At 34.5% G+C, this 13,098-nt stretch carries 8 protein-coding genes; 6 read left to right on the top strand and 2 right to left on the bottom strand.

Going from position 1 to position 13,098, the window contains the following annotated elements:
* Window positions 1–367: 367 nt before the first annotated feature.
* Window positions 368–1,174: a pyrroline-5-carboxylate reductase gene (gene proC, locus ILYOP_RS12980; protein ID WP_013388958.1), complete on the bottom strand. Its 807-nt coding sequence runs from the start codon at window positions 1,172–1,174 to the stop codon at window positions 368–370.
* A gap of 671 nt (window positions 1,175–1,845) precedes the next feature.
* Between proC and ILYOP_RS12975 the strand changes: the two genes are divergently transcribed.
* The 6 genes from ILYOP_RS12975 to ILYOP_RS12945 all read left to right on the top strand — a co-directional run bounded on the left by ILYOP_RS12975 (window position 1,846) and on the right by ILYOP_RS12945 (window position 12,322).
* Window positions 1,846–4,473: an autotransporter outer membrane beta-barrel domain-containing protein gene (locus tag ILYOP_RS12975; RefSeq protein ID WP_013388957.1), complete on the top strand. Its 2,628-nt coding sequence runs from the start codon at window positions 1,846–1,848 to the stop codon at window positions 4,471–4,473.
* Between the two features lie 859 nt (window positions 4,474–5,332).
* Window positions 5,333–6,580: a TolC family protein gene (locus tag ILYOP_RS12965; protein ID WP_013388956.1), complete on the top strand. Its 1,248-nt coding sequence runs from the start codon at window positions 5,333–5,335 to the stop codon at window positions 6,578–6,580.
* A 12-nt stretch (window positions 6,581–6,592) separates the two neighbouring features.
* Window positions 6,593–7,651 carry an efflux RND transporter periplasmic adaptor subunit gene (locus ILYOP_RS12960; protein WP_013388955.1) on the top strand — a complete coding sequence of 353 codons (1,059 nt, stop codon included), beginning with the start codon at window positions 6,593–6,595 and terminating at the stop codon, window positions 7,649–7,651.
* Window positions 7,652–7,655: 4 nt separating this feature from the next.
* Window positions 7,656–10,718, top strand: a complete 3,063-nt coding sequence (locus tag ILYOP_RS12955) for an efflux RND transporter permease subunit (protein ID WP_013388954.1) — start codon at window positions 7,656–7,658, stop codon at window positions 10,716–10,718.
* Window positions 10,719–10,795: 77 nt separating this feature from the next.
* Entirely contained in the window at window positions 10,796–11,605 is an 810-nt protein-coding gene (locus ILYOP_RS12950; protein WP_013388953.1) for a MerR family transcriptional regulator, read from the top strand.
* A 39-nt stretch (window positions 11,606–11,644) separates the two neighbouring features.
* Complete coding sequence (locus tag ILYOP_RS12945) at window positions 11,645–12,322, top strand: GDSL-type esterase/lipase family protein (RefSeq protein ID WP_013388952.1); 678 nt, start codon at window positions 11,645–11,647, stop codon at window positions 12,320–12,322.
* A gap of 28 nt (window positions 12,323–12,350) precedes the next feature.
* Here ILYOP_RS12945 and ILYOP_RS12940 read toward each other — a convergent pair whose 3' ends face one another.
* Window positions 12,351–13,097 (bottom strand): PHP domain-containing protein, encoded by a 747-nt coding sequence (locus ILYOP_RS12940; RefSeq protein ID WP_013388951.1) that lies wholly within the window; start codon window positions 13,095–13,097, stop codon window positions 12,351–12,353.
* Window position 13,098 lies beyond the last annotated feature (1 nt).

The following is a 13,098-nucleotide window of genomic DNA, read 5'->3' as shown; positions in this document are numbered from 1 at the left end:
TATCAGAAATTAAGAATGTACATTAATAAAGTTATAATATAATTTATTCTTTAAGACAAGTTAAAAAAAGTTAATTTTTAATTAATAAAAATGCAATACTAATGTATAAAAGACTCCCTGTAGTTTACAGAAAGTCTTTTATAAAAATTATATTGGCAAGTCAAGTTGTTTTTTTATTTTTTCTCTGTGAACCTTTTTCTTTTTCTCTGCGTCCTCTGTGACCAAAAGTTTTTTATTATTCGTGATAATTTTTTTATCTTTTATCGATTTTCATTCGTGACAAAATCTTTTGACTTTAAGCTTTTTGATATATCGTGTAAATTATCAGAAATTATTTTAATTTGCAGTCTAATTTGTGAAGCAAAATTTATTTACTCATTTTTTTTGATTTTGATGCACAGGCTTCTACTGCTTTTATTACAGCTTTTCTGAATCCCTCTTCTTCTAAAACTTTTACAGCCTCTATAGTTGTCCCTCCAGGAGAGCAGACTGCATCTTTTAAGACACCAGGGTGTTTTCCTGTCTCTAATACCATCTTTGCCGACCCAAGGACTGTTTGTGCTGCAAACTGATAGGCCTTTTCCCTTGGCATCCCCTCTAAAACTGCCCCGTCGGCTAAGGCTTCGATAAACATAAATACATAGGCAGGAGCAGAACCGCTGACACCTATCACGCTGTCAATAAGATATTCTGATAAAATCTCGGCTTTTCCGAAACTTTTGAATATTCCTTTTACCTCTTCAACTTCATCTTCTTTTACAACACCGTTAGGAGATATAGAGGTCATCCCCTCTCCCACAAGAGCCGGGGTGTTTGGCATGGTTCTGATGATTTTCTTGTCAGACCCGATAATATTTTCCACTGAGGCGATAGTCACTCCTGCAGCTATTGTCACCACTGTTTTTGTGCTGTCTATCAGCTCTTTTATATTTTCTAGAACCACAGGGTAGATATTCGGCTTTACTGCGATTATGAATATATCTGTGTTTTTAACCACCTCTTTCCCGTCAGTGGTAGTGTTTACCTCGTATTTATCAGAAAGTTCTTTTAATCTGTCGCTGCTAAGCTCAGAAACCCAGATATTTTTTCCTTCTAAAACACCAGAAGAAATGATTCCTCCCAGAATAGCCTCTCCCATATTTCCGCAGCCTATGAATCCTATTTTTTTATCCAATGTAAATTCCCCCTTAATTTGAAATAAATCTATCTGAATAATTCTTAAAACCCAGATCAGATAAAATATCTATATTATTTTAAATTATATACTATTTGGGAATAAAATAAAACATCCCTATTAATTTAACCTAGGTTACTGTTTGAAATAAAGTTAGCAACAGAGGATAAAAACATATTAAAAATTTTTTATAGATTATTTGGGTCTTTTCAAATCATTGGAAAATCTAAAAAGAAAAATTTTTCTGATGTTTTTTATTTTTATAAAATTACAATAAAAAAATATCAAAAATATCACAATATAAATATATTCGTGCGATAATTATAGATTTCTTTTAAATTTTTCAAAATTTAGACTTGTTTAAAATACATATTTTTTGACAGTAAACTCAAAAATATCTGAATTTACAGGAGTATTTACAGATATAAATTTGCATATAGGTATAAATTGGGGTAATATTATCCCGATAATCAACTGCAACACATGAATGACACAAAAGCGACACAGTTATGACACAAAAACATTTTCAATGGAATTTAAATGGCAGGATTATTTAAAACTTTTAAAAAATAATAAATTTATATACAGATATGTTGAATTATAAGTTATCAAAGGAAGAAGATCGAATTTAGGGGTTTGATCTTTTTAAAAAAATATAAAAGGGGAGAATTATGAATTTAAATAACAGTTTTACAAAAAGGTTTAAGTCTAGCTTTAAGAATAAGATCAGGATAACGGTGGGATTAATAGTTACAATGCTTATAACAGGGAATGTGGCAATGGCTATATCTTCTGTCAATGATAACAGGGATATTGTTACCGGTGATGGTAGTATAATAGAAACAAACAGTGGGATAGTTATAGGGGATAACATAATTAATATTAATAATGGTATTGTTGTAAAGAATGGAATTGTGACTATGGGAGAGGCAGCTTATACTGGAAGTGGAAATAGCCTGCCTGATCATGACCGTAATTACAAGAATGTTAATGTAAATGATAAAAATACAACTTTTATTGCAAAAACTTTAAATCCTTTTACAGGCGATAGTGGTGATAAAACCCTTGTGGTAGGCTCTAAACATGATACTTATACGTGTTTTCACAGCTATACTGATACAAATATTCTCGAAAATACAGGAGGTTTGTCTGAAGGTGAAGTTTTCGTAGGCTTAAAGCTAGAGAATGGAGGTTACCTTCACGGTCAGGGAACAAGGTTTAATGTGGCTTCTTTGACAGGTGCTGATGTTATAGGAATCTACTATACAGAAAATAAATCGGACTATGGTAGCGTGGATGTAAACGTTTATACTGAAGGACACGGGATAGGTTTCTATTTTTCTCAAGGTGGAACCTTTAACAATAGTGGAAATATAAGTGCGGATACAGCAGTTATAATGACTTCAGATACTGGCAACAATACTCTGACAAATTCCAATTCTGATAATAATATTAATGGAGACGTACTGATGAAATCAGGAGGTACAAACACAGTAACAGTTTCTGGTGGTAAGATAAATGGAGATATTAAATTTTTTGGAGAAGGGTACAATTATTTAACTTATACCGGTGTGAACGTAGATGGAACTGGAGATATCTACGGTGATAAAAGCGGGTACAATATGTTATATGCCTATAAAACTTCGGAAATGCTCATAGAAAAAAACATTTATGATTTTAATGAGCTTAAGATAAGCACAGGTTCGACTGCTACTCTTGCAGAAGGTTATGAGATAATCATGAACCCTTATGACGGATATACACCTTACAGGGGAACGGCTACAGGGCTTACAATCGATGGAACTCTTACTCTGAATACAGAGATATCTGGAAGTGATATACTGGTTCCTAAGATTGAGACGTTCGGAGGAGATATCACAGTTTCAGACACAGGTAAGGTTCAGTTTTACGTAAGTGGTCTAGATACTGCCGCTGAATCTAGCTATGAAGTTATATTCGGAGGAGATCTAATTACTACCAACGTTGTTTCAGACGGTAATCTTGTGGCTGAAGACGGAACCTTGGAATATGATGATGAGCTATTTGTAGAAACTCTGGGATGGAGTGTCACAGATATAGACGAAAGCGGAACTCAGACAGTGGTTACCTTGAGTGGAAAGGATGTATACGATGAACTGAGAGCAACCACCGAGGATAATGATGAAACTCAAATAATAAACATTTTAGATGATGACCAGGATAGCCTGGGTATACATGAGGCTCTGTCAAATGTTTCTATGGATGATGCAGAAAAAGCCGTCAGCGAACTAGGTGGGGAGATGTACGGCAATTTGGTTGATGAGCATATTCAGGTAAATAAAATGTTTACAGGAAAAATTAATTCTATGATGAGCAGCCCTCTGACGTTAAAGGGGAAAAGACAGAGTGATTTTGCTCTGTTGCTTGATAGTGCTACGGCGGAACTCTCTTCAGATACCTTTACACAAAGCCCTAATTATTCTTTTTTGCAGGGAGAAGAAAAATATATTCAGCATTTTGACGTTTTGGGGACTACCGGAAGATTTGATCAGACAGGTGTGGAATATGACACTCACGGTTCTGGATTCGTTGGTATAACCGAAAAAATAATAGGAGAAAACTCTTCAATGGGAATGTCTTATGGTTACTTCGACATGAGAAATGACTACGACGACGGCAGTGATGCTGAGACAGAGACCTTCCATCTTGGAATGACTCATAAGTTGTACTTTGGGAAGGACTATATGCTGGCGTCTCATCTAGGGGCAGAGTACTCTAAAAATGATGTGACCCGTGAGATAACTACACTGGGTCTTGAGGCAAACTCTGATTATGACAGTTACAGTGTGAGTATCGGTACAGATCTGAATAAAAATATAGAATTAAGTGAAAGAGTGACTATGGTTCCGTCAATCGGTGTGGGCTATTCAAGAATAGAGAGAGAAAGCTTCACAGAAAGCGGAAGTATAGGACTGGCAGCTCTTGACGTAGAAAAGCAGGGTCTAGACTCAGTAACAAGCAAACTCGGACTTAGACTTGATGTAGATCTTACTGACAAACTGGTATGGTGTCTAGGTGGATCTTGGGAGCATGAATATGCCGACTTAAACAAAGACCAGAAGGCTTCTTTCAAAGGTGATGCCAATGCAGAAAGCTTCAAAATCCAGGGAGCCAATATCGATGAAGACACTTACAGCATCTTGACAGGATTCAACTACAACGTAAATGATTCCCTGACTTACAGAATCATGTATTCATATACACAGCAGGATGATCTTGGTGAAAACAACATAGACCTAGGTGTCAGCTGGAAATTTTAGGTAAGCTAGAAATCCTAACAGGATTTTTCTGACTATGGGTAAAACAGTTTAATAATTATTGCAGGGAGTTCCTTATGGAACTCCCTTTTATATTATCTGATTTTAGGACTCTGCCGGACATTGAAATGACACAGAAGAAAGGCATTAATGTATCATGGGATTTTTGTAGGTATACAGGAAGATTTATTATTGACCTTAGAGTGACTCTAAGGATTATTATACTTTGTAAATATAAACTGAGTTGTTATTTATATCTAACTTTGGTTAGAGTATTGAATTTCTCCGAAAGGCTGTGTTACTTTCTTTGCTTGCCCAAAGAAAGTAACCAAAGAAAAGGCACCCCTAAAAAATACCTAAAATCCCTTCTGAACTAACTTTCTATTGAAATATAGTCGGTAAACCTCCTTATTTCAATGAAAGTGGATTTCACAAGATGATTTCTTAACGGTATTTTTTAAAGGGGAATTTAAAATCTTTAAATAATTTTTTTAAATCTTTTGAAATTCTTTCGGCCATTGACAAAATCAGCGTTAAGAATGACTGAAAGAAATCTCTAGAAAAAATCGACTGTCTGAGCGTAGCGAGTGACCATAAAATAACGAGTTATACGAGTATATTTTATGGTTCTCAGAAACTTAATTTCTGAGTTTCATTACTCTACTTAGATTTCCGAAGGCATTTAGCTTATTTTTCACAGGCCTTGATTTTTGGTTATGCCCTGACCGAAGGGAGGAAATGCCCTCGGGGTGCTTTTCATCAAGGAAAAGTAACGGAACTTTGGATAAATTCAGTAATTTATTTACAATTTTTAAGTAGCAATTTGAATTAAATACAGATACTTTTATAAGGAGAAGATTAGATGAAGAAAAAAATATTGGGCTTGATGATGGTAATGTCATGCAGTTCCTTTGGTATGGAAGTTTCCTTGGAAAAGGCTGTGGACATGGCTTATGAAAATAACCGCGACCTTAAAAACAGTAAAATAGAGACAGTACAGCAGGATCTTCTTTATAAGCAGTCTTATAAAGAAGGGCTACCTTCCATAAGCTTGGAAAGTAACTACACAGATGACAAAAGTGACAGTTACGACGACGGTTATTTTGAGAACGGGATAGTATTGACACAGCCTATATATTCAGGTGGAGAGATCTTTTATGGTATAGAGGGATCCCAAAAAAGCAAAGAATTATATGAGCTCACTTATGAGAAAGAAAAGTGGGACACCAGGCTTGAAGTGGTTAAAGAATATATAGCTATACTTCAACTTCAAAAGACCTTGGAAGTATATGAAACTTCCAAGCGTGAAAAAGAAGAGGAACTAAATAGACAACAGGAGTTTTACAATCTAGGACTTATAGACAAAAGTGAGATTCTAAAGGTTGAATCCTCTCTCTATGAGAACGAAAGTGACATTATAGATACCAAAAATGAAATTCAAAAAGAAAAGATGACACTAAAAAAATTGATGGGGATATCCCTTGAAAAAGAGATTCAGCTATCAAATATAGATACAGAGAAAATAAATCCTGAAAAAATTAACTTTAAAAATGATCTGAAAAATGCAGTGAAGGAAAGTCTAGAGTCGAAGAAGTTAAATTTAACAGCTGAGATAACAAAAATAGAGGAAAAGGCTGCTAAAAGTGAATTTTTACCAGAGGTGGATCTCGAGTATGCTTATGAAAGCTCGGATCTTGCTAGTTTTTCAGATTCTGCAGATGTAGAAGACTGGCAGTGGAGTATAGGGGTAAGTTTTGAGTGGGAGATATTTAATTTTGGAAGTTCCATGGATTCTTACAAAAGTGCAAAACTGGATACAGAGAAGGCTGAAATTTCAAGAGATGACAGTATAGAGGAACTGAAAAAAGAAATAACTTCGGCATATCTTGAGATGAAAACTCTTTACAGTCTTATAGAAACAAGAAAAAAAGCCTATGAAACATCAAATGAGATATATGAGATAGACAGAGAAAAATATGCCAACAGACTGTTAGATACAGTAGATTATTTGCAGACAGAATCAGACCTTAGAGAAGCTCAGGTTAATTATATCAACATACAGATGGATTATTATCAGGCATACGAAGAATACCTAAATCTTATAAAGTAACAGGAGGATAAAATGAAAAAATTTATATTAATTATAACTATAGTGTTACTAGCTGCATGCGGTAAATCCAAAGTAACACCAGTTGAAAAAAAAGAAATTTCTAAAAGTGTTAAAAGCATAGAGCTTAAAAAAACTAAGGTTGAAAACATCAAAAATTATAACGGGGAACTCACTCCCCTGAATGAAGTGACTCACGTAACTGACACTGGAGGAGACGTGGTAAAGATAAATTATCAAAATGGTGACTATGTTGAAAAGGGAAAAATTGTTATGGTTTTGGAAGATACAGACACTAAGGCTGCTTACTTAGAATCAAAGGGTGAGTATATGAAGGCCAAGTCAGACTATGAGACGAGCAAAATATCATATGAGAAATACAAGACTCTTTTTGATAAAAAACTAATATCTGAAGACTCGTTTCTTACTGTGAAAAATCAGTATATACAGAGTGAAGGAGAGATGGAAATAACTGAATCCCAGTATATAAAGTCAAAAGAAGACTATGAAAACCTCACAGTTAAGTCAAAAATTTCAGGCTTAGTTAGTGATCTTAGTATAAAAAAATACCAAAAAATAAATGCAGACGCAAACCTTTTTACAGTTGTAGACAACAGTCAGATGGAGATAGAAATAGGCATAGCTGCTTCTGATCTTAAAAACATAAAAAAAGGCAACAAAGCCAAGGTATACCTAGAGGATATAAAAGAAGAGGTAGAAGGAATAGTAGAAAAAATAAATCCCGCATCTGACAGTGATACTAAAAAATACGAAACTACAATTTTGGTAGAAAATAAATATGGGAAGTTGGTCAAGGGGATGTACTCTAAGGTAAAGGTAAGCAGTGAAGAGGTCGAAGGATTCTTTGTTCCAAAAGAATCAGTAATGTTGAAAGATATGTATAATTATATCGCAGTTTCAAGAGAAGGAAAGGCAGTTATCTATAAGGTAGACCTAGGGATATCAACAGATGACTACCAACAGATAGTTTTTGATGAATATCAGCCAGGAGATAAAATAATAACCCAGGGGCAGTACCTTCTCGAGAACAACGACAAAATAAAGGAGGCCTAAACAGATGAGCTTATCAAATTTTTCCATAAAAAAACCGGCTACAACTACCATGATAATGATAGCCATGATATTTTTTGGATACCTGGGACTTACCAAGATGCCTGTGGAAATGATGCCCAGCACATCATACCCAATGGCGAGCATAAGTATAAAATGGGATGGGGCAACTCCTGATGATGTAAATGATATGATAACGAAAAAAATAGAGGATATTCTGCCAAATATAGACGGAATAACTGAATATAATTCTACATCTGAGGTGGGAGAGTCGACAATAGATGTAAAATTTGATTACGGAACAGACGTAGAAACTAAGATAACTCTGATTCAAAATGAGATAAACCAGATAAGTGGGAAACTTCCTGATGATGCAGACGAACCTGTAATAAGGGAGCAGTCTACATCTGGTATACCTGCAATGGTTCTAATGCTTGTAGGGGGAGATCCCATGGAGATGAGGACCTATGCCAATGCAACTGTAAAACCATTAATTGAGAGAATAGACGGTGTATCCCAGGTGCTTATAAGAGGTGGACAGGAGCAGGAAGTCCTAGTGGAAGTGGATCCTGAAAAACTAGATAACTATAATATAGGTATAGAGGAGATAAGTTCTATTATATCTGATGCTAATGTCAATATCCCTGGAGGGACACTCATGGAAGGGGAAAAAGAATATATAATTAAAGTAGAGGGAGAGCTTTCTACCGTAGAGGAAATCTCAGATATAGTTCTAAAAAATTCAAATGGAAAACTTCTTAAATTAAAAGACGTGGCAGATGTAAAAATGTCTATAAAGGACAAAGACACTATATTTAGAAACAGTGGTAAAGATGCCCTTGCTTTGATTATAACAAAAACTGACAACGGAAATTCAGTAGAAATAGTAAATTCCATAAAAAAAGTTTTGAAAAATGTAGAGGGATCAATGCCTATAAATACCGAGACAAAGATAGCCCATGATTCATCTGTAACCATATTAAATTCCATTTCCAGCGTAAAAGAGAGTGCGTACACAGGGATAATTCTTGTATCTATAATATTATTTTTATTTTTAAAAAATATTTCTGTGACAATGATAGTTGCTATGTCTATCCCAACATCTATAATATTTACTTTCTTTTTATTAAACGCCATGGGGGTAAGCATCAATATAATTTCACTGATGGGTCTATCTCTTGGAGTAGGTATGCTTGTTGATGACTCGGTAGTAGTCATAGATAATATATTCAGACGTTTTACAGAATTCAAAGAAAATAAGCTTATCGCTTCGGAAAAGGGAGCTAGTGAAGTTACCCTGCCTGTAATAACATCGTCCCTTACAACAATGGCAGTATTTTTACCTATGGTGTTTCAGGAAGGGATAGTTAAAAAGCAGTTTGGAGACATGTCTTATTCTATAAGCTTTTGTCTCACAGCATCACTTATAGTGGCTGTAATGTTTGTACCTATGATGTGTAGTAAGGTTCTCAAAAAAAATACAGACATAGCCCATGAAGGTTCTTTGATGAAATTTGTAAAGCAAAAGTATAAGGATGTTTTAAAATTAGCTTTAAGAAGACGATTTTTAGTTGTCACTGGAGCAATAATTATGTTTATCGCCTCTATATTCATGTCAAAAACCTTAGGCGGAAGATTCTTACCGACTCAGGACAGTGGAGATTTTGCCGTAATAGCGTCCCTTCCCTCTGGAGCAGATATAAAAATGGCTGACAGAATAGCAGGGATACTAGAAGAAAGAGCAAAGGATCTAAACTATGCGACCAATTACTCAATAATGGGAGATACAGAAGATGTGGTGCTAAATCTAAGCGCAGGTCTAAAAACTACCAGAGAAGAGAGTATGTATGACATTATGAGTGACCTTAGAAATAAATTCCAAGGAATACCTGATGTAACTATTACAGTTGTTCCGGATTTTGTAAGAGGATCCTCTGATGTAAATGATCTTGAATTTAACCTTTATTCTGATAACGAAAAGCAGTTAGAGGTAATCTCTGATGAACTAAAAGAAAAAATATCAGAGATTCCAGGATTGACAGATGTAAGCACATCTCTTGAAGGAGGTAAGCCAGAGGGAAGGTTTATAATAGACAGGGAAAAAGCAAAATATTATGGTGTCAGTGTGTCTGATATAGCTAGTATGATAGAGACTCAGATAAATGGGGACGTTCCTATAACAATAAATAGTGATAATGATGAGATAGATGTCACTGTTCAGTTGAAAAAGGAGTACAGAGAATCCAGCAAGCTTCTATTAGACTCTAGAATAGCTCTAGATAATGGTAAAAGTGTCAGAATATCTGATGTGGCAGATTATGTGTTGGTAGAAGGTCCGTCAAAGATAGAGAAGAAAGATAAGAAGAGAAAGGTGACTTTATATGCCAACCTTGAAAAGAATGCAAACCTGCAGAGTGCAGAGGCTAGCATTATATCAGAGCTTAATAAAATAGGACTTCCAGATGGTGTGACTTACAGTTCTAGCGGAAACAACAAAGATATGGGGGCTATATTCAAACAACTTGCTTCTACCTTTGTTGTGGCAGTTTTTCTGATATATTTCATACTTGTTTGGCAGTTTGAATCCTTTGTTTTTCCGTTGATAATACTATTCTCAATACCACTATCCACAATGGGGGCTATTTTTGGCCTCTACTTTGCAGGGAAAAGTCTGGATGCCATGGTCTTCGTGGGAATAATCCTTTTAATAGGTATCGTTGTAAACAATGCCATCGTTCTCATAGATTTTATAAATCAGAGGATAGACGCAGGAGATAATATTTCTAGAGCAGTTATGACTTCTGGAGTCACAAGACTGAGACCTATACTTATGACAACTATGACAACAGTCCTCGGGATGGTTCCTCTAGCAATAAGCAATGGTGAGGGGGCCGAGATGTATAACGGAATGGCCTTCGTAGTTATATTTGGTCTAAGCTTTGCCACTATACTGACTTTGATCTTAATACCATGTATTTACTATATCGTAGAAGATATTAGAGAATATTTTATTGCAGCATGGAGAAAAAAATATCCCGGAAATACTGAAATTGAAAATGAAACTGTATAAAAATTTAAATATTGTATAAAACTTTCCCCCTTATCTGCTATAATTTATTAAGCAAGGCTTAGGGGGAATTTTATTTTATGGAGAAACTGTTTACAATAAGCGAAATATCTAAAATAAGCGGAGTATCGGCACATACACTTAGATATTATGATAAGGCAAACATCCTGAAACCAAAAAAAAGAGATGAAAATAACGGTTATAGGTACTATACAGCAGGCCAGATTGGTGTATTAGAAATAATTGTACATCTCAGGAGCTTAGAATTTCCTCTGGAGTTTATAAAAAAGCATCTTGATAAATTGGATTACGACTACACACTGGGTTTGATAGAAAAAAGAATCTCTGAAAATAAAATAGAAATAGAAAAGCTTATGGAGATAGAGAAAAATCTTGAAATACAAAAAAAATATTTTACAGATCTTCTAAAAGCAGATAAAATTGTGAATAAACCTTTTCTTGAGGAGTATGATGAGATGAAGGGTATATTTGTAGAAAAAATTTCAGAGAAAGAAGAAGAAAATAGAATGTATTTTTTTAATAAAATTAATGAAATTTTTGGTGATCGGAATTCGAGACAGAAAGCTTCTGTGGGCTTGATTATAGATAAAAATAACCTAGAAAATAGAAATTTAAAAAAAGACAAGTTTGTAATCTTCAGAGAGAAAAAATCTTATAAAAACACTTATACTTTGGAAAAGGGAAGGTATGCCTGCGTGTATGTAAAAGGCGCACCTATTACAGAGGAAAGTTTAAAATTATTTTTGAAATGGATAGAAGACAATAATTATGAGACTATAGGGGATATTTTTCTAGAATTTATGGGTGGACCCGGAATAAGCAAAAACAGAGAGAGTTTTTTACACATGACAAGAATAAAGATAAAATAGCTGTGATAAAGTGTTTTTAATGATCTGTGAGGTGAAAGTTTGAAGAAAAAAAGTTTAATAATAAGCGGATTAATAACGATTATTTTAGGAGCTTTTGTTTTTTTTGATAAGAATCCGTTAAAAATAGAACTGCCAAAAGGGCGGGAGACTGTTTTAGTGTGTTTCGGAGACAGCCTAACTGCAGGTATAGGGGCTCCTGAGGGGAAAAGCTATCCTGATTACCTTAAAAATTACCTAGATGTAAAGATCATAAATAAAGGCGTTCCAGGTGAAACAGCTTCACAGGGAAGAAAAAGGCTTAAAAAAGATGTTTTGAGCCTTGATCCAGACATAGTTATACTAGAATTTGGAGCCAATGATTATTTCAGAAAAATAGCTAGTGAAAAGACAAAGATTCATTTGGAACATATGGTTGACAGTCTTTTAGACAGAGGTACAGTGGTTTTTATAGCAAAATTTTTTCCTGAAAATTCTATATTATCTTTTATAAAATCAAAAGATAAGAAAAATTATGATGAAATATATAAAGAGCTTTCCTCTAAAGACAATGTTTTCCTCATTGAGGATATATGGGGTGAAGCCTGGGGAACGCCAAAGTATATGAGTGACACAGTTCATCCAAATGAATATGGTTATGAAATAATGGCGGAAAAATATTTTAAAGCTGTCAAAGATCTTTTTGAGTATAATAATCTATTAAATGAAAATCATCCGTAAATAATACGGATGATTTTTTATAAAAATTTTATTTTTTCTTGAACATATGCACTAGATGTTTCTTTCCGAGACCTGAAAGCATGGGAACCTTATAGAGAGAATCCATTAATTTATGATGTTTTTTTTCTTCCATGTTTAGGAAGCGGTAAAATGAAAGGATTTCTCTGTTGATATGAGCATCACTTCCAAAGGTTGCATTTAAATCATATCTTTTTCTCAAATCTTTTGCAGTTAAATTTCTTTTTTTTGACAGAGAGTGGTTATATGTTTCTAAAGAATCTACTCTTTTTATTACCTCAGAAAGATAATGCTTGTTTTTAATAAAATTTTTCTGAGCCATTCCATTTATGTGAGGGATTGAGATATGGCAGCCTCTACCCTCTAAAAGGTCTAAATAATAAAAAACATCCTTTGTGGTTCTAGCCATCCTATAGGGGTGTTTGTTTCCTTCGACCTCTCTGGCATAAAACTCTTCAAGGTCTTCAAAGGTATTGAAATAAACCAGAAGTTCAAAGCCGTCTTCACACCCGAGTTCTATTCCAGGAACTACACTTATTCCAAGTTCGGCTATTTTTACTGCACCTCTGATCTCATTGTGATCTGTTATGGATATCAAGTGTTTTTTTTCATTTAAAAAATCTATGAAAAATTTTGGGGTATTGTATCCGTCTGAAGCGCTTGTATGAAGATGTAGGTCTAGGTAAATTGAGTCATCATTCGGCCTAAAGTCATAAAATTCATTAAAATAATCTGATAATTTATCAAATTCAATCATA

It is taken from the genome of Ilyobacter polytropus DSM 2926, from assembly GCF_000165505.1.
Taxonomy (GTDB): domain Bacteria; phylum Fusobacteriota; class Fusobacteriia; order Fusobacteriales; family Fusobacteriaceae; genus Ilyobacter; species Ilyobacter polytropus.
This window is presented reverse-complemented; position numbering and strand designations above follow the sequence as displayed.